Source organism: Rathayibacter sp. AY1D1, from assembly GCF_002932635.1.
Lineage (GTDB): Bacteria > Actinomycetota > Actinomycetes > Actinomycetales > Microbacteriaceae > Rathayibacter.
The window spans coordinates 1-21,306 of record NZ_PSVY01000019.1; the positions used below are offsets into that span (position 1 = coordinate 1).

The window sequence follows — 21,306 nt, forward strand, 5'->3', positions numbered from 1 at the left end:
AGCTCGACGTCGACGGCCTCGGGGGCGTTCTCGCGTGGTACTCGCTCATCCACCTGCCGCCGGCGGAGCTGCCCGCCGCCGCCCTCGTCTTCCCCCTGCTCGTCGGCGTCGCGCTGCTCGCCTCGGGCGCGACCGCCCTGCTCCGCGCCGCTGGTCCTCATGGCGTCCGGAGGCGCCTCGAGGAGTCCCGCGCCCGCGCCGCGGCCCTCGGGGGAGGCCCGGGCGCGCGCGGATGCAGCGCTCCCGGCGTCCTCCCGGCCTGCCTGCGGGTCGTCGTCGGCGCCCTCCTCCTGCTGGCCGCCGGCCCGGCCTACACCGCGGCCGCCCTCGTCGCCGCAGCCCTCTGCGCACTCGCCCTCGCGCACGCCGTCCGCCGCTTCGCCCAGGACTCGGAGGGCGACCCGCCCGCCCCGGCCGCGGTCGCCGCCACGGCCGCGCTGCTCGCCTTCGCCACCGTCGCCGCGGCCCAGGGGATCCTCGGATTCACGGGCGTCCCGGCGCACCTCCGGGAGTTCGACCAGCAGGACCTGAGCTGGGCGGCCGCCCTCGTCGGAGTGGTCGCCGCGTGCGGCCTCCTGCAGCTGGCGGGACGCGCAGCGGAACCGGTGGCCGCACCGGCGGCGGGCGTCAGGCGGCGCGGCTGATGCTCGGAGCTACGACGCTCGATGCGCCTCCGCACCTCGTCCTCGACGGCAGCGCGGTGCGGCTCGCGCCCGCGTGCGGCTCCGTCGCCGTGATCACCTTCTGGATGCAGTTCCACAACTCCGGCACCTCCGCCCTGCACGACCTCGCCCTGTTCTGCGGCTCCTTCACCGACGGCTCGGGCGCCGAGCTCGACTACGACGAGGCCCCGGTCACCGTGGTCGGCCGGCCCGAGCGGGTCGCCCCGGGAGCGGGATTCGTGGCCGTCGCGCACTACACGATCGCGCCGCTGAGGGCGCCCCGGACGCTCCGCCACTCCATCGTGCTGCGGGGCCGCACGAGCGACGACCGGCCCTTCACCGACGTCGCCGCGCTCGAGGTCCACGTCGATCCGAGGCGCACTCCCGAGGTCAGGTTCCGTCCCCCGATGGCGGGATCCGACACCTTGCGGTGGAGGTGAGCGACGATGCGATCGCATGAAGACTTCTCACCACCGGGCCGGATCGGCCAGGGTAGAGGGATCGCGTCGTACGGAGGACGCGCCAGAGGAAAGGACTCCGCCGTGAGGGGAATCGCAGAAGGCAGCCGACCGATCGTCGATCGCGGGGTGTCCCGCCGGGACACCGCGGCGGCCGCGTGGCTGGCCCAGAGCGGCGTCGACGTCCGCGCGAACGGCGCGTTCCGCATCGTGGCCGACACCCTCTGCAGCGACGGCGTCGACGTGCTCCGGATCTGGCACTCGCCGGCCCGCCTGCACCGCACCTCCGCCGCCGGCCCGGGCGTCCGCCTGATCATCCCGCTCGAGGGCGCGCTCGTGATCCAGCCGGACGATCCGGCGGCACTCGAGGTCCGCGTCGCGCCGGGCGACATCGCCTTCCTCCACTGCGACTCCCCGTTCACGATCGTGACCGACACCCCGAGCGCCCGCACCGAGATCGCCCTCGACCGCCCACTGCTGGGCCTGGTCGACTCGGCCGACCGTGGCGCCGTCGTCACCGAGGCCGACGCGGCCAGCCGCGGAATCCTGCTCTCGACCGTCAACGCGACTTTCGGCTCCACCCTCGACGCCGACTCCCCCGCCTTCCCCCTGGTGCGGGCCGCCGTCGAGCAGCTGGCGGGCGCTGTGCTGGCGACCTCGCTGCCGCGCGAGAGCAGCGAGGACGTCTACACGCGCGCCCTCGCCCTGATCGCCGCGATGTCCACCGACCCCCGCCTCTCGGTCCAGGAGATCTGCGAGCGCCTCGGCGTCCCGAAGCGGACGCTGCAGCGCACCTTCGCGCGGAACGGCACCACCGTGTTCGACGAGATCCGCCGCGCACGCCTCACGACCGCGCGCGCCCTCCTCGGCGGGAGCGACTCCCCGCCCTCGCCCGAGCACGTGCTGAGCAGCTACGTCCGCTCGCAGCGCCTGCGCCGCGACCTGCTCCACCTCGAGACGGTGCCCGCCTCGAAGTTGGGCTGACGCCGGGGCCGCAGCTCTCTCCGCGTCGACAGCCCCGTGGGCGAGGGAGGTCACCGCGCGGGAGCACGCCTCCGGTCCGGACGCTCCAGCTCGGTCGCACCGTCTCCGCAGCCGCCCCGCGCTCAGCCCGGGTACGGCACCGCCGCCGCCGGCCACCCCGAGGCCGCGAGCTCCGCGCGCAGACGATGGTGGTGCTGCACCGCGCCGAGGGAGTCGGTGCGGAAGGCGATGGCGAGGGCCGCGTCGGCCCAGTAGGCGTCCCAGCCGGAGTAGCGCTCGAAGACGCGGTCGCCGACCGCGGCCAGCAGCTCCCAGGCGCGCGCCGCCGGGAGGTAGCCGGCGACGTAGGCGTAGCGGATCGCGCCGATCGTGCGCTCGGCGTCGCCCGCGAGCAGGAGCAGCGGCGGACGCCCGTCGACCGCCTGGGCGAGCTCGAGGAGGTGGAACTCGCTGCCGCCCGTGAGCGCGGCGACCCGGGAGCGCATCCGCTCGGCGTCGGCGGAGGCCGAGACCTCGGCGAAACGGGTCGAGAGCGGCCCGCGGGTGAGCACGTCGGCGACCAGCAGCTCGACGTCGTCGGCCGAGGCGATGCGGAAGTCGCGGTCGAGCGCGACCCGGTGCTCGACGAGCGGATGCAGCGGCAGCTGCTGCCAGGGCGCCCCCTTCGCTCCGTCGGCGTAGCGGCGCCGCAGCTCCTCCGGGAGCTCGGCCCACGAGGGCTGGAACGCGAGGGAGGAGTTCCAGCCGGCGAACGAGAAGTCGCTGACCGCGTCGAGCGCGAGCAGCTGCTGCTGGCGGAGGGACGGGGTCGGCGAGTCGGCCGCGCCGAGGTAGGCGAGCTGCTCGCGGCGCGGCGCGCGCGCATCCCACTGCTGGAAGCCGACCGTGGCGGCGAGCAGCCCGAAGGCCAGTGCGAACGCGAACGCCGTGAACGCGACGACGCTCTCGCCGCCGCCGAGCGCGAGCCCCCATGCGAAGCCGACCAGGCCCACCGGAGCCGCGAAGGCCGTCACCAGGAGGGCGCGGCGTCCGGCGCCCTGCCCGCGCCGGTGCGCATCGGCCGCCCGCGCGTAGCGCAGCCGGGGTCGGACGGGGAACTCGACGTCTCCGGGATGGTTCTGCAGCGGCACGGTCGCAGCCTAGGGGCGCGGGTCCCGTCGATGTGTGCTTGCCTGGTCGCATGACTCTCGCCGAAGCACTCCTCGAGCGGGCCGACCTGCAGAAGCGGATCGAGGCCCTCCAGTCGCGGATCGTCGCGAACGCCTCCTACCAGGAGGGAGAGGAGCCGACCGAGGACCCGGCCGAGCTGCTCGCCGACTGCACGCGCGCACTGGGCGAGCTCGAGCGGCTGGTCACGGCGATCAACCTCACCAACGCGACGGCCACCACTCCCACCGGAGAGGTGCTGACCGCGGCGCTCGCCCGGCGCGAGGCCCTGCGCGCCCGGCACAGCCTCCTGACCCGCGCGGCCGACGCGGCCGCCGGCGAGCGCGGCTACCGCCAGCTCCGGAGCGAGCTGCGCCGCCTGCCCGCGCTGCCGGTGCGGGAGCTGCGCGAGCAGGCCGACGCCGTGGCGCGCGAGCTGCGCGGGCTCGACGCCGACGTCCAGAGGACGAACTGGGGGGTCGAGCTGCAGAGCTGACACGAGACGCGGTGAGTCGGTAGGCGCACCGGAGCGAGCACGCACCGTCGGGCCGGCGGTTCATCCGGCCCTCTGTCACGCGGTGGGCAGCGTCCCGGCTCCGGCCGTCACTCACAGCCCAGCACCGAGGACCGGTGACCGCGCAGACAGGACACCTCATCACCATGTGCTGGCCGGTGCGCCGAGGGCGGGTTCGGGGACCTCACCGCGTCTCGGGCGCACGCGGACGCACGTAGGGTCGGGCCGGGATCTTCTCGAACGGGCGCGTTGACGCACGCCGGGCTCGGGGCTGCGGCTCCTCGAACGGGCACGCGGACGCCTGCCGGGTCCGGGCCGGCGTCCGGCCGACCGCGCCCGCCCCGTAGCTCAGTACTCGATGCGCCCGCGCCGGTCGTGGAACTCGCCCGTCGGCCCGTCGGAGCCGAGCAGGGCGAGCGCGACGGTCGCGTCCGTACCCTCGGTGACGGTCTGGTGCCCGCCGTGTCCGTTGAAGTCGGTCGCGGTGTAGCCGGGGTCGCTCGCGTTGATCCGCATCGCCGGCAGGTTCTTCGCGTACTGCACGGTGAGCGCGACGACCGCCGCCTTCGATGCCGCGTACGGGATCGCGGTGATGGGGAACTCGTCGTGGCCCTCGGTGCTCAGCCAGCGCGGCCAGCCGACTCCGGACGCCACGTTCACGACGACCGGGGCCGCGGAGGCCCGCAGCAGCGGGAGCGCGGCCTGCGTGACGCGGACGATGCCGACGACGTTCGTCTCGAGGACGCCCGCCATCGCCTCCGGGGTGAGGTCGTCGACGCCGAACGAGGTGCCCAGCACTCCGGCGTTGTTGACGAGCACGTCGAGCCCGGGCAGGGAGGCGATCGCGGAGTCGACGCTCGCCTGATCGGTGACGTCGAGGCGGACGGGGTGGGCGCCGAGCGCGCGGGCGGCGTCGCCGTCGGCGGTGTCGCGCATGCCGGCGTAGACGGTGTGGCCCGCCTCGAGGAGTCGGCGGGCGGTCTCGAGGCCGAGGGAGCGGTTCGCTCCGGTGATGAGTGTCGTGGTCATGGGCCCATCCTGCGCGGGTCGTCGGGCCTCGACCAGGCCGCGCTCGACGGGGGGACCGTCAGTACCTGGCTCGGCGACGGCGGGCGGAGGAGGATGGGCGGCATGGAGGAGTTCGCCACGGTGCTGCGCTCGTGGCGCGACCGCATCCGTCCCGCCGACGTCGGCCTGCCCGCGGGCTCGGGCCGCCGCGCCACGGGCCTGCGCCGCGAGGAGCTGGCGGCGCTCTCGGGCGTGAGCGTCGACTACCTCGTGCGGCTCGAGCAGGGACGCGCACGGAACCCGTCGCCGTCGATGCTCCGCTCTCTCGCGGTGGCGCTCCGGCTCACGGACAGCGAGCGCGACCACCTCTACCGGGTCGCCGGCGCCGCCGTCCCCTCGCCGGGCGTCGTGCCGCAGCACGTGAGCCCGGGCGTGCAGCGGATCGTCGACCGCCTGGGCGACGTGCCGCTCGCGGTGTTCACGGCGGCCCACGACATCCTGCTGTGGAACCCGCTCTGGGCCGCCCTGAACGGCGACCCCTCGGTGTACACCGGGCTGGAGCGGAACCTCGTCTGGCGGCACTTCACCTCCGGACACGCGGGCACCGAGTTCGACGCGCAGCACGAGGAGGACTTCGCGAGCGACCTCGCGGCCGACCTGCGCGCGGCGACCGGGCGCTACCCGCGCGATCCGGCGCTCGCCGCCCTCGTCGCCCGGCTGCGGGAGGAGTCGCCCGAGTTCGAGCGGCGCTGGGCGGAGGCGCGCATCGCCGAGCACCGCGCGAGCCGGAAGACGGTGACGCGGACGCCCGTCGGACCGGTCACGATCGACTGCGACGTGCTCACGGCTCCGGGCACCGACCTGCGGATCGTCGTCTACACGGTGGCGCCGGGCAGCGAGGACGAGGCGCGGCTCGACCTGCTGCGGGTGACGGGGCTGCAGGCGCTGAGCACGGCGCCGGCGTGAGGCGGACGGGACCGAACAGTGGCGGTGGAGGCGTCGGTCGCTGCGGGCAGCAGTGCGGCGCCGCCCGCCTCCCCGCTCAGGACGCGCAGTACGCGGTGATGAACGCGTAGAGCTCGCCCTTCTGCTCGGGGGTCGCGGCGACGACGACGGTGCCCTGCCGGCCCGCGGTCTCGACGGTGACCGGCAGGCTCGTGCCGACCTTGTCCTCGGCGAGCGCGTGGGTGTCGCAGCGGGTGGGGACGGCGTCCAGGACCACGGAGCCGAGGGTCCCGGCGGGCACGGAGCGGTCTCGAGGGTCCAGGCGTCGGCGGCCTCGGGCGGCTGCAGCAGGATCGTGGCGTCGACGCTGCGGAGCACGACGGGGGTGCCCCGGACGTCGGCGGTGATCGTGAGGCGCGCCGGCTCGTGCGCGGCGCCTCCGGACGTGTCGATCCGCAGGGCGAGGTCGGCGTCGACGGCGCGGGCGAAGCATCCGGACCGGGCGAGAGCGTCGACGAACGAGAACGGGTCGTCGGCGGGGTACGCGTGCTCGCCGTGGCCGTCGATGGCGAGGACGACCTCGAGCGCAGTGGGCGCCTCCGCGACCGGGCAGGCGGGCTCGGGCACGTCGACGCGGAGGTCGCGCGAGGTCCCGTCGGGGACGCCCGTGCCGCCGGTCCAGGTGAGCGGGACGGCGAGGCGCGGGTCCACGAGGCGGGCCGCGGTGACCTCGATCGGGGCGCCGCTGCCGTTGTGGACCTCGAAGACCATGGTGCCGCCGGCGATGTCGGAGCGGTTCTGCTGGACAGAGACGGTGACCCCGGGAGCCGGGGCGGACGGGGCGGAGGAGCGGGCCGGGTCGGGGGCGGCCTGAGCCGGGGTGGCGGTGGTCGCAGCCACGGTGGCCGCCGCGGTGCCGCTCGGGGCGCCCGTCGCGCCTCCCGGCGCGCAGGCCGCGAGGGCGGGCAGGAGGAGCAGCGCGGCGGCGAGGGCGCGGAGGCGTCGCATCGTGCCTCCCTCCGCTCGCCGTCAGTCTGGCGCCCCGGCCCCCTCTCCGCGAGCGGGCGCTCCGCCTCCCCAGCTCGATCGATGCGTCACGAACGGTCGCCACGGCGGCCGGATGACGACCGTTCGTGACGCATCGCCGGAGCGACGGGGGTGAGGACCCGGGGACGCGCACCCATCCGGGTGTGCGTCCGCTCCGAAGAGAGGCGGGGATTTCAGGAGGAGACAGATGGCACGCGGCAGATGGCACGTCGGCACGATCGTCGCGCGAGTGCGCGCATCCGCAGCGATCGGGGCCTCCGGGCTCGACGCGGTGGAGAGGGCGGAGCGCCGGGCCGAGGTCCTGCGCATCGCCGGAGGAGTCGACTCCGGTCGTCTCGGCGACGACCAGGCGATCGCGGCGTTCGGCCGGATCGTCGACGGCCTGCAGACCGACCTGCCCGGCTCGGCGCTCGGCGCCTAGCCCGCGAGGCCGGCGTCCCGGCACCCGCCCGGAGCGGACGCCCGCCGGGCCGATATCCCGAGCCTCCGCGCGGCGCTGAGACCCGCCAAGCGAGCGTGCCGACGGCACACTGGGCGCGAAGACCCGCCAGCCCGGCACCCCGAGCGCCCGCGCGCCGCGGAGCCCCGCTACCCCAGCGTCCCGAGCGCGATCCGCGGCAGCAGCCGCTGGATCGCGACGGCCGCCGCGCCGCGCGCCCACTCCACGAGCCCGCCGTCGTCGACGAGCAGCGCCAGGGGCGGAGCGTCCGGGTCGCGCGTGGCCGCGATCGCGGCGTCCACCACCGCGGCCTGCTCCGAGTAGAGGGCGACGCCCTCCCCGGCCAGGATCACCGTGCCGGACATCGAGAGGTTGCCGATCGCGGCGATCATCGTCCCGAGCGCGTTGCCGGAGTCGGCGAGGATGCGCTCGGCACCGGGGTCGCCCGCGCGAGCGGCGGCGAAGCCCTCGGCCAGGGTCAGCTCGCGGCCGCTGGCGACGAAGAGCTGGCGGAGGAGCGAGGGCAGGCTGAGCATCGCGGTCGAGCAGCCGCGGTGGCCGGCCTCGCAGACGGGCCCGGTGGGATCCAGCGGGTAGTGGCCGCCCAGGCCGAGCCCCGCCTCCGGGGGCGCGACCACCCGGTCGTGCACCACCAGTCCGTAGCCCACGCCCGCGCCGACGGTGAGCACCGCGAAGTGCGGGATGCCGCGGCCTCGCCCGAACCAGTGCTCGGCTCCCGTGAGCGCGACCACGTCGTTCTCGAGGGCGACCGGCAGCCCGAGGGCAGCGGAGAGCGGAGCGGCGAGGTCGACGTCGCGCCAGCCGAGGAACGGCGCGCGGCTCACCCGGCCGTCGGCGGCGATGCTCCCGCCGAGCGTCACGCCCAGACCGGCGAAGGCGGAGGGGCCGCCGAGCTCGTCGACGACCGAGACGATCGCGGCGATCACGTCGGCGGGCTCCGTGCCCGGCAGCGGGCGGACCAGCTCCCGCTCGGTGCGCGCGCGCAGGTCGGTGCGGACGGCGAGGACCTCGGTGCCGGTGATCTTCACGCCCGCGAAGCTCAGCGCGTCGGCGCGGATGTCGAGCGGGCGGGCGGGGCGGCCGACTCCGGTGCTCTGCTCGGGGCCCTCGACGACCAGGCCGCCGTCGAGGAACGGGCGCGCGAGCCGGGTCAGGCTGGCGGGCGAGAGGCCGAGGCGGCGGCCGAGCTCGGCCCGCGAGACGGGACCGTGGATCAGGACCTCGCGCGCCAGGAGCTCGGAGGAGCTCCCGGAGGCGTCCTCGGCGACGATGGTGTCGGTCACGGGGCTCCTTCTTTCCGGCCTGGTAGAAAGCTACCGGTAGCGCGCCGCCCCAGGAACAGATCCGGCCACTCGCGCCGCTCTTGACACCCCCATTACTTCTGCTCTAGAAATAAGCCATGCACCGCAGCATCGCCCCCACGAACGACTCCGTGACCCTCTCCGGCCGGGAATCGCGCCTCTTCCACTTGCAGGACGGGGGCACCAGCGTCGTCGTCGACGCCCGCCTCGTCACCTTCCCCACTATCTCGCACTGGGGCGCCGCGCTCGGAGATCTTTCCGCCGCCGAACTATCCGCCCTGGCCGACGCCGCCCTCCCCCAGCGCGTCTCGGGCGGGCTCGACGCCTTCGCGCCGTTCGGGCTCGTCGCCGTCGAGGCCGACGGCTGGCAGCACGCCCCCACCTTCGAGGGCACCCACGAGCGCGCGGCCGCGTCGGAGCGGTTCGAGGTCGAGAGCATCGAGGCGCTCGGCTCCGCCCTCCGGACCGTCGCCACCGGCGCGGGCGTGCGCCTGACCGTGGACCTCGAGGTCGACGCGGCCGGCCTGCTCACCCAGCGCGCCCGGGTCGAGAACCTCGACGCCCGCCCGTTCCGCCTCGAGCGCTTCGAGCTCGGCTTCCCGCTCCCCGCGACCGCGCGCGAGATCCTCGACACCACCGGGCACCACCTCCGCGAGCGCCACCCGCAGCGCCGCCCGCTGACCATCGGCGAGCACACCCGCCGCACCCGCCGCGGCCGCCCCGGCGCCGACGCGACCCTCCTCCTCGCCGCGGGCACGCCCGGCTTCGGCTGGGAGCGCGGGCTCGTGCACGGCGTCCACCTCGGCTGGAGCGGCGACACCTCGCTCCGCGCCGAGCGCACCGTCGAGGGCGTCTCGCTCCTCGCGGCCGGCGAGCTGCTGCGGCCCGCCGAGATCGAGCTCGCGCAGGGCGAGAGCTACGAGACCCCGGTCGCCTACGGCTCCTGGGGCGACGGGCTCAGCGCTCTGCAGGCCCGGTTCCACGCGTCGCTCCGCGCCCGCCCGCAGCACCCCGTCACTCCGAGGCCCGTCACCCTGAACACCTGGGAGGCCGTCTACTTCGACCACGACCTCGCTCGCCTCACCGCCCTCGCCGAGCGGGCCGCGCGGATCGGGGTCGAGCGCTTCGTGCTCGACGACGGCTGGTTCCTCGGCCGCCGCGACGACACCGCGGCGCTCGGCGACTGGACCGTCGACCCTTCGGTCTGGCCGGAGGGCCTCACTCCGCTGACGGACGTCGTCACCGGCCTGGGCATGCAGTTCGGCCTCTGGGTGGAGCCCGAGATGATCAGCCCCGACTCCGACCTGGCCCGCGCGCACCCGGAGTGGATCCTCGGCCCGGCCGGCCATCTCCCGGCCTCGGGGCGGCAGCAGCAGGTCCTCGACCTCTCGCAGCGCGGCGCGTTCGAGCACGTGCTCGGCGCCCTCGACGCGCTGCTGACCGAGTACCCGATCGCGTACCTCAAGTGGGACCACAACCGCGACGTGATCGAGGCGGTCTCGCCCGCCACCGGCCGCTCCGCCGTCCACGAGAACGTGCTCGCGCTCTACCGCCTGCTCGACGAGCTGCGCTCCCGGCATCCCGGCGTCGAGATCGAGTCGTGCGCCTCCGGGGGCGCCCGCGTCGACCTCGGGATCCTCGCCCGCACCGACCGCATCTGGACGAGCGACTGCATCGACCCGCTCGAGCGGCAGACCATCCAGCCCTTCACCCAGCTGGTGGTGCCGCCCGAGCTGATGGGGCAGCACATCGGAGGGCCGCGGTCGCACTCGACGCAGCGCACCCACTCGCTCGCCTTCCGCGCCGGCACCGCGCTGCCCGGCCACCTCGGCATCGAGTGGGACGTCTCGGATCTCGCCCCCGCCGTCGAGGAGGAGCTGACCGCCTGGGTCGCCTTCCACCGCGAGCACCGGGCGCTGCTGCACACCGGGACGGTCGTGCGCGCCGACCTCGCCGACGACGCCGCCTCGCTCTCCGGAGTCGTCGCCGCCGACCGCTCCGCCGCCCTCTTCACCTTCACCCAGCTGCGCACCGGCGAGACCTACCCGCCCGGACGGATCACGCTCCCGGGCCTGGACCCGGAGCGCACCTACTCCGTGGCGCTCGCCCCGGTCACGTCGCCGCTCGGCGGCCCCGGGCAGTCGCCGCTCGGCTGGGCCGAGCACGGGACCGCGCTCCGCGGCCGCGTGCTGGGCACCGTCGGGCTCCAGGCCCCCGTCCTCGATCCGGAGCAGCTCGTCGTGCTCGTGCTCACCGCCCTCCGCGGTCGAGCGCGCCCTGAGACCTGTCCCCACGCGCAAGGAGGCGCCGCATGTCCGCTCATCCGCATCCCCCCGGGTTCTCCCGGCGGCTGTTCCTCTCGGTGCCGCTCGCCGCGGCGTCCGCCGCCGCCCTCGCCTCCTGCGCCTCCCCCGGCGCCGGCGACGGAGTGACCACGCTCGACTTCTTCCAGTTCAAGGCGGAGGCGGTGGAGGACTTCGCGCGGATCATCCGCGAGTTCGAGGCGGCCAACCCGGACATCCGGGTCATCGCCAACAACGTGCCCGACCCCGACACGGCCTTCCGCACCCTGCTCGTCAAGGACAAGGTGCCGGACGTGCTGACCCTGAACGGCAGCGGCTACTACGCCGACCTCGCGAAGGCCGGCGTGTTCCACGACTTCACCGGCGACGAGCTGGTCGAGCGGGTGAACCCGGCGGCCCTCGACATCCTCGCCGCCCTCGGCAGCTTCGAGGGGAAGGAGGTGAACGCGCTCGCCTTCGCGAACAACGCGGACGGGATCCTCTACAACCGCACGATCTTCGCCGAGAACGGGATCGAGGTGCCGACCACCTGGGACGAGCTGATCGCCGTCTGCGAGACGCTCACCGCCGCCGGGATCACTCCCTTCTACGGCGCCCTGCTCGACAACTGGACCGGCGCCCCCGCCTTCAACGCGCTCGGCGGGCAGCTGCAGCCGGACGGCTTCTTCGACGCGATGCGCGAGGAGGGAGCGGCGCTCGGCCCCGACTCCCCCGTCTCGTTCTCGAAGGACTACGCGACGACGATGGAGCGGCTCGGGCAGCTCTTCTCGTACACGCAGGAGGGCTCGTTCGGCCGCGGCTACGACGACGGCAACCAGGCCTTCGCCGCGGGCGAGGCGGCCATGTACCCGCAGGGCATCTGGGCGATCAACCCGGTGCGCACGAACAACCCGGACATCGACCTCGGCGTCTTCCCCTACCCGGTGCTCGACGACCCGGCGGACACGCGGGTCACCTCGGGCGTCGACGTGGCCGTCGCCATCGGCCGCGGCACTCCGAAGCTCGACGCGGCCCGCCGCTTCGTCGACTTCCTGCTGACCCCCGGAGTCGTCGAGCCGTACGTCGCGAGCCAGGCCGCCTTCTCGCCGCTGGTCGGCGCCGCACCCAACTCGGACCCCACGCTGGCCGAGCTGCAGCCCTACTTCGAGCAGGGACGGCTGATCGGCTTCGTCGACCACCAGATCCCCGCGAGCATCCCGCTCAACCCCACGCTCCAGGCGTTCCTCGCCAGCGGGGACGCCGATGCGGCGCTCCGGACCCTCGACAGTGAGTGGCGCAAAGTCGCGGCACGCACGACCAGGAAGTGACCCCATGACCACGACCACGACGGCCGCCGCGCAGGCGGTGGCGACCACTCCTCCGCCGCCCGCGCGCCGCAAGCGCACCATCGGGCGCACCTCGAAGACCTTCTACTGGATGACGGTCCCCGCCGTCCTGCTCTTCTTCGTGCTCCACACGGTCCCGGTCCTCACCGGAATCTTCTTCAGCTTCACGGACTACGCGGGCTACGGCTCCTGGGACCTGATCGGCGCCTCGAACTACCTCGCGCTCCTCCAGGACGACCGCGTCTGGAAGGCCTACGGGTTCACCTTCGGCTTCGCGATCGTGGCGACCGTGCTGGTGAACGTGATCTCGCTCGCCATCGCCGTCGCCCTCAACGCGCGGATCAAGTTCCAGACGGCGTTCCGCGGGATCTACTTCATCCCCTACGTGCTCTCGACCCTGGTCATCGGCTACGTGTTCCAGTACCTCTTCGCGAACTCGCTGCCGCAGATCCTCGGCGCGATCCCGGTGATCGGCGAGAACATCCTCGCGAACGCCGACTGGGCGTGGGTGGCGATCGTGGTGCTGGCGGTCTGGCAGGCCTCGGCCTTCTCGATCATCATCTACCTCGCCGGACTCCAGACCATCCCGGGCGAGCTCTACGAGGCGACCTCGCTCGACGGAGCGGGGAGGTGGCGGCAGTTCACCTCGATCACGTTCCCGCTGATCGCCTCCTTCTTCACGATCAACATGGTCATCTCGATGAAGAACTTCCTCCAGGTGTTCGACCACATCATCGCCCTCACCAACGGCGGTCCCGGCACCTCGACGGAGTCGATCACGCTGCTGATCTACCGCGGCGGCTTCCAGGGCGGCGAGTACGCCTATCAGACGGCCAACGCCGTCCTCTACTTCCTCATCATCATCGTGGTCTCGCTGATCCAGTTCCGAGTCCTCAGCCGCAGGGAGGCGTCGTTCTGATGACATCGACCATCACCCCCACGACCGCGATCGCCCTCGGCGAGCCCGAGGGGCGGCGCCGGCCCTCCCGCGACACCTACCGGATCAACTGGTGGGCGACCTCGCTCATCGCGGTCTGCTCGCTGACGATCCTCCTGCCGCTCTACTTCGCCGTCGTGACCGCGCTGAAGACGCCCGACCAGCTCGGCGGCACAGGGTTCGAGCTGCCGACCTCGATCTCGTGGGGCAACTTCGCCGAGGCGTGGACGGCGACCCGCTTCCCCCAGGCCTTCGTGAACACCGCGCTGATCACGGTCGGAGCCGTCGTGCTGACGCTGTTCTCGAACTCGATGGTCGCCTACGCGGTCGCCCGGAACATGCACAGGCCGTTCTTCAAGGGCGTCTACTTCTACCTGCTCGCCGCGGTCTTCGTGCCGTTCCCGATCATCATGCTGCCGGTGGTGAAGGAGACGGCCCTGCTGGGCCTGGACAACCAGGCCGGGCTGATCCTGCTCTACGCCGTGTTCGGGCTCTCGATCAACACGTTCATCTACACGGCCTTCATCCGCTCGATCCCCATCGAGCTCGAGGAGGCGGCGCGCACCGACGGCGCCTCGACCTGGCGGACCTACTGGCAGGTGATCTTCCCGCTGCTCGGCCCGATGAACGCGACCGTCGGGATCCTGACCTGCGTGTGGGCGTGGAACGACTTCATCCTGCCGCTCGTGGTGCTCTCGGACCCGTCCGCCCGCACCCTGCCGCTGGCCGAGTACGTCTTCCAGGGGCAGTTCAACACGAACTACACCGTCGCCTTCGCGTCCTACCTGATGGCGATGGCGCCGCTGCTGATCGTGTACCTCTTCGCGCAGCGCTGGGTGGTCAGCGGAGTGATGCGCGGGTCGATCAAGTAGCGGTCGCGGCGAGCGCCGCCTCGAGCAGGTCCGTGAGCACGGTGCCTCGCGAGCCCGCGTCCTCCGGGTGCCACTGCACGCACCAGAGCGGCGCGGACTCGTGCTCGAGGGCCTCGACGGTGCCGTCGTCGGCGCGGCCGACCACGACGAGGCCCTCGCCGGGACGGTCGACGGCCTGGTGGTGGGAGCTGCGGACGTCGAGCTCGGCGGCGCCGAGGATGCGAGCGAGGGCGCTGCCCGGCTCGAGCGCCACGCGGTGGTCGACCATCCCGGACAGGTGCTCGCCGGGGACCGACCGGCCCACGTGACCGGCGCCGGGCAGGTGCTGCACGAGGTCGCCGCCGAGGGCGACGTTGACCAGCTGCATCCCGCGGCAGATCCCGACCAGCGGGGTCCGCGTCTCGACGGCACGGCGGACGAGCGCGATCTGCGCGCGGTCGGCCGCGGGGAAGGACTGGCCTCGGTGCGGGTCGTCGGACCGGCCGCCGTAGAGGGACGGGTCGACGTCCTCCCCTCCGGTGACCACGACGGCGTCGGCGGCGGCGAGCCGGCGCTCGAGCTCGGCGGCGCCGGCCTGCTCGGCAGGGACGCGGTCGACCACGAAGCCCGCGGCGGTGGCGGCCGAGACGACGCTCGCGGTCAGCAGCTGCAGCTCGATCTCGAACTCGGGATCCTCGCGGCCGCCGTCGGCGACGTCGACGACGAGCAGGACGGGGCGGTCGGAGGCCATGCGGACATCGTGCCACCCGGCCGGCTCCGGCAGAACGTCGGCGGAGAGCAGTGCCCCTCGGTCGAGAGGCGAGGAACCGCGCGTCCGGCCGGCGTTCTGCGCGAGCCCGCAGACCTCTCCCGGGGTCTGGTCAGGATCCGGTACCGCGATCTAGGATGTTCACTTTCACATCCCGTGCGAAGACGCACACCTCCGCGGCCCTGCGGATCGTGCCTCGACGCCGCACCCGATCACGAGGGCCTATCTGCATGAGACGATCACGATCGGCGGTGAGGACCGCTCTGGCGGTCGCGACCGTCGCCGCCACGGCGCTGCTCGGCGCCACGGTCCCCAGCTCCGCCTTCGGAGCCACCGAGACCCCGCTCCTCCACTACACGTTCGACACCGCCCCCACCGGCACCACGGTCGCCGACACCAGCGGCAACGGCTACAGCGCGACGCTGCGCGGCTCCGGGGCCCAGTTCCGCAACGGGCTCATCAGCCTCCCCGGCGGATCCGCCGCGGCCGCCCCCTACCTCGAGATCCCCACCGCCGGCCTCGTCGGCAAGAAGGACCTGACCTTCTCGACCTGGCTCGCCCACAAGGGCGGGACCGGCAACGTCGCCGCCGCGTTCGTCGGAGCGCCCGTCGCCTCCGGCGCCTCGTTCTCCTCCGGCTACTGGCTGCTCAACCCGAGCAACCTCTCCGGCTACACCAAGTCGGTCGTCACCAACTCGGTCAACGCGGGCGCTCCCTACAACACCGAGGTCGGCGCCGGGGCGACGGGCACCCCGAGCGTCGGCGCGCGCACCCCCTCGGGCCTCTCGCTCTACACGACCGTCATCGACGGCTCGACCGGCAAGCTCACCGTGTACGTCAACGGCGCGCAGATCTCGCAGAGCACGATCGCCCGCGACGTCTCCTCGTTCGGCCCGTCGCTCGTCGCGTACATCGCGCGCTCGACCTACAACGACCCGGGCTGGAACGGCGAGATGGACGACTTCGCCGTCTACGACAGCGCCCTCAGCAGCAGCTCCGTGCAGGCGCTCTACTCCTCGCAGGCCCTCGACCGCGCCGTCGCGTCGGTCACGGTGCCCACGGAGGCGACCGCCGGCTTCACGGTGCCCACCACCGCCAGCGGCGTCGGCATCACCTGGACGTCGAACAGCGCGGCCGTGGCCATCACCGGCGGCACCGCGACCGTCACGCGCCCCGCCGCGGGGCAGCCGGACGCCACCGCCACCCTCACCGCCACCTACAGGGTCGGCACCGAGACCCGCTCGGTCGACTACGCGGTGCGCGTCGCCGCGCAGCTGGACGACGCGACGAAGGTCCAGCGCGACCTCGCCGCGATCGCCATCCCGAACGTCGGCGACATCCGGACGAACGTCTCGGTGCCCACCACCGGCACGCTCGGCTCGAGCATCGCCTGGAGCGTCGTCAGCCCGAGCGGAGCGACCGTCCGCGACGGCAGCGCCGCCGGCACCCGCACCATCGACGTCGACCGCCCCGCGACCGGGAGCCCCGCGATCGACGTGGTCGTCCGCGCGACCGCGACCAGCGGATCCACCACCCGGACCCGCGACTTCACCCTCCGGGTGCAGCCGCTCCCCGCCGGCACCGACGACACCGAGGCGTACGTCTGGGCGTTCTTCACCGGAGAGGGCGACGGCGCCGAGCGCATCAGCCTCGCCGCCTCGAAGGGCAACGACGCGCTGAGCTGGAACACGCTGAACGGCGGCAAGCCGGTCTTCACCTCGAACCTGGGGACGATGGGCCTGCGCGACCCGTTCATCATCCGCTCGCACGAGGGCGACAAGTTCTTCATGCTCGCCACCGACCTGAAGATCGACGGGCTCCCCGGCGGCTTCGACACCGCGCAGAAGTCGGGCTCGAAGTACATCGAGGTCTGGGAGTCGACCGACCTGGTGAACTGGTCCGCCCAGCGCCACGTCAAGGTCTCCACCGACTTCGCCGGCAACACCTGGGCCCCCGAGGCGTACTGGGACGACGAGCTCCAGACCTACGTCGTCTTCTGGGCCTCGAACATGTACCCGACCACGAACACGGCCGACCGCGCCTCCGTCACCTACAACCAGATGATGTACGCGACGACCGAGGACTTCACCTCCTTCTCGGAGGCGAAGCCGTGGATCGACGTCAAGCGCGGCGCCGGCAAGGGCACCATCGACTCGACGGTCGCGAAGGACGGCGACACCTACTACCGCTTCACCAAGGACGAGGCGTCGATGACCCTCCGCGAGGAGAAGAGCACCGACCTGCTGGCCATCGTCTCGGGCTCGCTGCCCGGCACCGGCGGACCGGCGGACGAGTGGTCGCTGGTCAAGGAGAAGGTGGCCTCGGGCCTGCCCAACGGCGAGCCCGGCAAGACCTTCACCAGCGGTGAGGGCCCCAACGTCTTCCCCGCCAACGAGGGCGACGTGAACGGCCTCGACTGGTTCCTCTTCATCGACCAGCCGAACTACCACGACGGGCCGAACCACTACATCCCGTTCGGCACCGACGACCTCGCGAACGGCGACTCCTGGCAGCCGCTCGGAGCGAAGCTCCGCACGGGCCTGCCGCAGAACGCCGACGGCGGCAAGCCGCGCCACGGCACGGTCATCCCGGTGACGCGCTCCGAGTACCAGAAGGTGCTCGAGGGCTACGCCCCCGGCCTGGCCGTCGCCTCGGTCGCTCCGCTGACCGCGACGACCACGGTCGGCACCGCGCCGGTCCTGCCCCGCGCCACGATCACGACCGCCGCCGGCACCACCAGCACGGTCGACGTGGCCTGGGACGCCGTCGCGCCCGCCGCCTACGCCACGGCCGGGACCTTCACGGTCTCGGGCGTCGCGCAGGACGCGTCGCGCATGCCTGTGCAGGTCACGGTCACCGTGCAGTCCTCGCTGAAGGTGAGCGCGACCGCCACGTCGCGCTGCGTCGCCGGCAAGGTCGTGCTGACGGTCGTCGGCAAGAACGGAGACACGGTGCCGATGGACGTCTCGATCAGCACCCCGGAGGGCGTGAAGACGATCGCCGGCGTGAAGCCGGGCGCCTCCGGCTCCGCCGCGTTCACGGTGCGCTCGACGCAGCTCGCCGCGGGCGAGGCGACGGTCACCGGCACGGCCACGGTCGGCGGCAAGACCGTCACGGCCACGGCCACCGCGCCCTACAGCGCGCGCAGCTGCGGCTGACGCACGGCACTCCTCGGGAGCCCGTCGCACCTCACCGGTGCGGCGGGCTCCCGTCGTCGTGCGGGGGGAGCCGGGAAACCGCCCTGACGCCGAGACGCCGCCGCCTCGGCCGCGCTTCGACGGACGGCGCGGCGCCTCGTCACGCGGGCGGGCCCGGGGCGGCCCGCCCGGCGTCATCCGGCGACGGCTGCCTGCCCGGCTTCGAGCAGGTCGCGGACGCTGCGCGGCTCGCGTCCGAGGAGGCGCCCGAGCTCGGGGCCGGTGCCCGCGAAGAAGCCGCGCTCGGCCGCCCGGTGCATCCCGAGGGTGAAGCGCACGAGGAACTCGGACTGACCCGCCGCGACGCGCGCGGCGACCCACTCGTCGTCGCCGAGGACGCGCAGCTCGACGGGCCGCCCGCCGACCTCGGCCGCGATCCCGGCGATCTCCTCGAACGTCGGAGCCTCCGTCGCGGTCAGCATGATCGGCCCGTCCTGCGGGCTCCCCGAGAGGAGAAGCCGGGCGGCCGCCTCCGACTCGTCCTCGCGGGCCGTCCACGAGACGCGACCGTCCGAGGGGACCTCGATCACGCCGGTCTCCCGCCACGGTCCGAGGAACAGACCCAGGCTGTGCGCGTAGAAGCCGTTGCGGAGCGACGTCCAGGCGAGTCCGGACTCGGCGAGCAGGCGCTCGGTCGCCGCGTGGTCCCGGCCCGGGCCGAAGGGGCTGTCGGCGGCGGCGCCCTGGTGGCTCGTGTAGAGGACCCGTCCGACTCCTGCCGCGACGGCCGCCTCGACGGCGGTGCGGTGCAGGGCGACGGCGTCGGCCCGCGGATCGCTCGAGGAGACGAGGAGCAGCTGATCCGCTCCGTCGAAGGCGGCAGGGAGGGAGGCGGGGTCGGCGTAGTCGCCGACGCGCACCTCCACTCCGCGCTCCGCGAAGCGGGCGGCCTTCGAGGCGTCGCGGGCGACGACGGCGATCCCGGAGGCGGGGACGTAGTCGAGGAGGTGGTCGACGGTGGCGCCGTTCAGAGCGCCGGTGGCACCGGTCACGATGATCATGGGGAGAGCCTTCCGATGAGGGGTATCAGCGATACCACGAGGAAGATAACCACGGAATTCCCTTGATAGCAACAGTGCGCTACCGTCGATACGTGACCAGCCCCACTCCTCCGACCGACACGCGCCTGCGCATCGTCGAGGCGGCCGCTGGCCTCCTCCGCGATGAGGGCCCCGCCGCCGTCACCACGCGAGCGGTCGCCCAGGCGGCCGGGCTGCAGGCCCCGGCGATCTACCGCCTCTTCGGCGACAAGGACGGCCTGCTCGAGGCGGTCGCGGAGCACGTGCTGGCCACCTGGGTCGACTCCAAGGCGCGGACGGTCGAAGCGGCCGTCGCCGGGGGCGTCGACCCGGTCGAGGACCTGCGCTCGGGCTGGGCCGCGCAGGTGGAGTTCGGCCTGGCCAACCCCGCGCTCTTCCGCCTCCTCAGCGATCCGGGCCGCGCCTCCGGATCGCCGGCCGCCCTCTCCGGGCGGCGGGTCCTCGCCGCGCGCGTGCAGCGAGTGGCCGCCGAGGGCCGCCTCCGCGTGCCGGAGGAGCGCGCCGTCGGCCTCATCCAGGCGGCGGGCACCGGCGTGGTCACCACCCTGCTCTCCACCCCCGCCGCCGACCGCGACCCCGGTCTCACCGACGCCGCGCTCGACAGCGTGCTCGCGGGGATCCTCACCGACCCGCCCTCCCCCGGCGACGGCGGGCGGCTCACCGCCCTCGTCGGCGTCCGGGCCCTCGCACCGGAGCTCGCCGGCCTCACGCCCGCGGAGCGCCTGCTGCTCGCGGACTGGCTCGACCGTGCCCTCGCGGCGGCCGCGCAGGAGTGACGAGCACGCAGGAGTGACGGGCGCGCAGGAGTGACGGGCGCGCTTCCACCACAGGAGAGACGAGCGCCGTCCCGCCGCGGGAACGACGGCGCCTCCGTCCCGCAGAGACGCGGGCCTCGCGGCTAGGCGCGCCTGCCGTCGGGCGGGAGGATCGACGCCTGGATGAGCGGCACGGGGCAAGGAGGGCATGTTGAAGCTGTGGAGCGCATCGAACGCGTTCCTCTACCTCGGCAGCGTCAAGGAGAACGACTTCCTGCAGAACGTCTCCGAGCTCGTCGGGGACTACGACCGCGAAACGACCTCCGCCAGCTATAACAAGGGCGTCCGCTCAACCTCGACCGCCTTGAAGCGCGAACGGATCCTGACCGTGGACGAGCTCGGAGCGATGCCCCGCGGCCGCGCCGTAATGCTCTCCACCGGATCGAGGGCCGCGCTGCTGCGCACCGTGCCCTGGTACGAGGGCACGAAGGAGAAGGTCGCAGCGATCAAAGCCAGACGTGTTCTCGGGCGCGGACCGGCTCGTCGCTGACGAATGTGCTTGTGCTACGCGCTGCGGCGGGAGATGAGCGAGTGCTCGACGACGATCTCGCTCGGGTGCGCCGGAGGGCCGTTCCGGATGCGCTGAGCGAGGAGGTCGACGGCCGTCTTGGCGATCTGGCGGCTGCCGGGATCGATCGTGGTGAGGGCGGGTATCGCGTAGGCGGCGGCGGTGACGTTGTCGAAGCCGACGACCGCGATGTCCTCCGGTACGCGGATGCCGCGAACGTGCAGCGCGTGCAGTGCCCCGAAGGCCAGGGTGTCGTTGAAGCAGAAGACGGCGTCCAGAGGGACGCGGGAGTCGAGCAGCTGCGTCATCGCGACGGCGCCGTCGGCGTGGTGCCACTCGGTGGCGACCGCGACGAGGGCGGGGTCGAACGGGATCGCGTTCGCCTCGAGGGCACCGCGGTATCCGTCCAAGCGGAGTGCTGCGGCGCTGACGGATCCGCCGGCGGGGTTGCTGCCGATCGCGGCGATGCGCCGGTGTTGGCGGTCGATCAGGTACTGCGTGGCGGTGGCCGCGGCGGCTGTGTTCGCCATGGTCACGTGATCGACCGGGCCGTCGAAGATCCTGTCGCCCAGGAGAACGAGTGGGCGGTCCCCGACGAGTACTTTCTCGTCTCCGGGGCCGAGTGCGTGAGGCTGGAAGATCAGTCCGTCCGACAGCTGGCGGCTGGAGCCGGAGAGGACGGCGATCTCGGCGTCTCGGCGCGCTCCGGTCTGCTGGATGATCACGGTCCAGCCGTGCCGCTCGGCCTCCGACATGATGACCGTCGCGAGCTGGCCGAAGTACTCGATCGCGAGATCCGGGATCGCGAGGGTGATGAGCCCGGTCTGGCCGGTGCGCAGTCCGCGCGCGGAGACGTTGAGTTGGTATCCGAGATCGCGGACTGCCTTGAGGACGAGATCGCGGGTCTCGGGTCTGACGTTGGCGTTGCCGCTGAGCACGTTGGAGACCGTGCGAGCGGTGACGCCTGCAGCAGCGCCGACATCGGCCATGGTCACCGGGCGGGTTCGCGATCGCGGCATCGGCATTATTCCTCCCA

The 21,306-nt window shown here is 73.4% G+C and carries 20 protein-coding genes and 1 pseudogene; 14 read left to right on the top strand and 7 right to left on the bottom strand.

Features of this window, described 5'->3' with window-relative positions:
* The 3 genes and pseudogenes from C5C56_RS17925 to C5C56_RS12005 form a co-directional block, all read left to right on the top strand.
* Nucleotides 1–644, top strand: a pseudogene (locus C5C56_RS17925) (hypothetical protein); the annotation flags it as partial.
* Nucleotides 644–1,102, top strand: coding sequence for a hypothetical protein (locus tag C5C56_RS12000; protein ID WP_104257452.1), 459 nt, complete (start codon nt 644–646; stop codon nt 1,100–1,102). The pseudogene C5C56_RS17925 and the gene C5C56_RS12000, both read left to right, overlap by 1 nt.
* Nucleotides 1,103–1,249: 147 nt before the next feature.
* Entirely contained in the window at nt 1,250–2,104 is an 855-nt protein-coding gene (locus tag C5C56_RS12005; protein WP_181027279.1) for a helix-turn-helix domain-containing protein, read from the top strand.
* 122 nt (nt 2,105–2,226) lie between these two features.
* Here C5C56_RS12005 and C5C56_RS12010 read toward each other — a convergent pair whose 3' ends face one another.
* On the bottom strand, nt 2,227–3,234 hold the full coding sequence (locus C5C56_RS12010) for a DUF1266 domain-containing protein (protein ID WP_104248304.1): 1,008 nt from the start codon (nt 3,232–3,234) through the stop codon (nt 2,227–2,229).
* Between the two features lie 50 nt (nt 3,235–3,284).
* On the opposite strand from C5C56_RS12010, the gene C5C56_RS12015 reads away from it, so the two are divergent.
* The gene (locus C5C56_RS12015; protein ID WP_104224023.1) at nt 3,285–3,746 is read left to right on the top strand and encodes a DIP1984 family protein; all 462 of its coding nucleotides are present in this window, start codon (nt 3,285–3,287) and stop codon (nt 3,744–3,746) included.
* Between the two features lie 366 nt (nt 3,747–4,112).
* Here C5C56_RS12015 and C5C56_RS12020 read toward each other — a convergent pair whose 3' ends face one another.
* Nucleotides 4,113–4,793, bottom strand: a complete 681-nt coding sequence (locus C5C56_RS12020) for an SDR family NAD(P)-dependent oxidoreductase (RefSeq protein WP_104319670.1) — start codon at nt 4,791–4,793, stop codon at nt 4,113–4,115.
* Between the two features lie 102 nt (nt 4,794–4,895).
* Here C5C56_RS12020 and C5C56_RS12025 point away from each other — a divergent pair, with 102 nt between their 5' ends.
* Nucleotides 4,896–5,738 carry a helix-turn-helix transcriptional regulator gene (locus C5C56_RS12025; protein WP_104257455.1) on the top strand — a complete coding sequence of 281 codons (843 nt, stop codon included), beginning with the start codon at nt 4,896–4,898 and terminating at the stop codon, nt 5,736–5,738.
* A 76-nt stretch (nt 5,739–5,814) separates the two neighbouring features.
* On the opposite strand, the gene C5C56_RS12030 is transcribed toward C5C56_RS12025, so the two are convergent.
* Nucleotides 5,815–6,018, bottom strand: a complete 204-nt coding sequence (locus tag C5C56_RS12030) for a hypothetical protein (protein WP_104319671.1) — start codon at nt 6,016–6,018, stop codon at nt 5,815–5,817.
* A 423-nt stretch (nt 6,019–6,441) separates the two neighbouring features.
* Between C5C56_RS12030 and C5C56_RS17930 the strand changes: the two genes are divergently transcribed.
* Nucleotides 6,442–6,591, top strand: coding sequence for a hypothetical protein (locus tag C5C56_RS17930; protein ID WP_181137597.1), 150 nt, complete (start codon nt 6,442–6,444; stop codon nt 6,589–6,591).
* A 360-nt stretch (nt 6,592–6,951) separates the two neighbouring features.
* The gene (locus C5C56_RS12040; protein ID WP_104287992.1) at nt 6,952–7,185 is read left to right on the top strand and encodes a hypothetical protein; all 234 of its coding nucleotides are present in this window, start codon (nt 6,952–6,954) and stop codon (nt 7,183–7,185) included.
* 167 nt (nt 7,186–7,352) lie between these two features.
* Here the strand turns inward: C5C56_RS12040 and C5C56_RS12045 are convergent, their stop codons facing one another.
* Nucleotides 7,353–8,507: an ROK family transcriptional regulator gene (locus C5C56_RS12045; protein WP_104319672.1), complete on the bottom strand. Its 1,155-nt coding sequence runs from the start codon at nt 8,505–8,507 to the stop codon at nt 7,353–7,355.
* 116 nt (nt 8,508–8,623) lie between these two features.
* Between C5C56_RS12045 and C5C56_RS12050 the strand changes: the two genes are divergently transcribed.
* Genes C5C56_RS12050 through C5C56_RS12065 form a run of 4 tightly spaced genes read left to right on the top strand, consistent with a single transcriptional unit; the run spans nt 8,624 to nt 13,962 of the window.
* Nucleotides 8,624–10,957, top strand: coding sequence for an alpha-galactosidase (locus C5C56_RS12050; protein WP_104319673.1), 2,334 nt, complete (start codon nt 8,624–8,626; stop codon nt 10,955–10,957).
* Complete coding sequence (locus tag C5C56_RS18330) at nt 10,888–12,135, top strand: ABC transporter substrate-binding protein (RefSeq protein ID WP_258065670.1); 1,248 nt, start codon at nt 10,888–10,890, stop codon at nt 12,133–12,135. The genes C5C56_RS12050 and C5C56_RS18330 overlap by 70 nt, the downstream gene beginning before the upstream one ends.
* A gap of 4 nt (nt 12,136–12,139) precedes the next feature.
* The gene (locus C5C56_RS12060; protein WP_104225874.1) at nt 12,140–13,072 is read left to right on the top strand and encodes a carbohydrate ABC transporter permease; all 933 of its coding nucleotides are present in this window, start codon (nt 12,140–12,142) and stop codon (nt 13,070–13,072) included.
* Nucleotides 13,072–13,962 carry a carbohydrate ABC transporter permease gene (locus tag C5C56_RS12065; protein WP_374953515.1) on the top strand — a complete coding sequence of 297 codons (891 nt, stop codon included), beginning with the start codon at nt 13,072–13,074 and terminating at the stop codon, nt 13,960–13,962. Before C5C56_RS12060 ends, C5C56_RS12065 begins: the two co-directional genes overlap by 1 nt.
* On the opposite strand, the gene C5C56_RS12070 is transcribed toward C5C56_RS12065, so the two are convergent.
* Complete coding sequence (locus C5C56_RS12070) at nt 13,955–14,692, bottom strand: gamma-glutamyl-gamma-aminobutyrate hydrolase family protein (protein WP_104260516.1); 738 nt, start codon at nt 14,690–14,692, stop codon at nt 13,955–13,957. The two genes, C5C56_RS12065 and C5C56_RS12070, sit on opposite strands and share 8 nt — an antisense overlap.
* A 269-nt stretch (nt 14,693–14,961) precedes the next feature.
* Here C5C56_RS12070 and C5C56_RS12075 point away from each other — a divergent pair, with 269 nt between their 5' ends.
* Nucleotides 14,962–17,868, top strand: a complete 2,907-nt coding sequence (locus C5C56_RS12075; RefSeq protein ID WP_181137598.1) for an immunoglobulin-like domain-containing protein — start codon at nt 14,962–14,964, stop codon at nt 17,866–17,868.
* A 173-nt stretch (nt 17,869–18,041) separates the two neighbouring features.
* Here the strand turns inward: C5C56_RS12075 and C5C56_RS12080 are convergent, their stop codons facing one another.
* Nucleotides 18,042–18,908, bottom strand: a complete 867-nt coding sequence (locus C5C56_RS12080) for an NAD(P)H-binding protein (RefSeq protein ID WP_104319676.1) — start codon at nt 18,906–18,908, stop codon at nt 18,042–18,044.
* Nucleotides 18,909–19,000: 92 nt separating this feature from the next.
* Here C5C56_RS12080 and C5C56_RS12085 point away from each other — a divergent pair, with 92 nt between their 5' ends.
* Entirely contained in the window at nt 19,001–19,723 is a 723-nt protein-coding gene (locus C5C56_RS12085) for a TetR/AcrR family transcriptional regulator (protein ID WP_104319677.1), read from the top strand.
* A 187-nt stretch (nt 19,724–19,910) separates the two neighbouring features.
* The gene (locus C5C56_RS12090) at nt 19,911–20,252 is read left to right on the top strand and encodes a TraM recognition domain-containing protein (protein WP_104287999.1); all 342 of its coding nucleotides are present in this window, start codon (nt 19,911–19,913) and stop codon (nt 20,250–20,252) included.
* Nucleotides 20,253–20,266: 14 nt separating this feature from the next.
* Here C5C56_RS12090 and C5C56_RS12095 read toward each other — a convergent pair whose 3' ends face one another.
* On the bottom strand, nt 20,267–21,289 hold the full coding sequence (locus tag C5C56_RS12095) for a LacI family DNA-binding transcriptional regulator (protein ID WP_104224058.1): 1,023 nt from the start codon (nt 21,287–21,289) through the stop codon (nt 20,267–20,269).
* Nucleotides 21,290–21,306 lie beyond the last annotated feature (17 nt).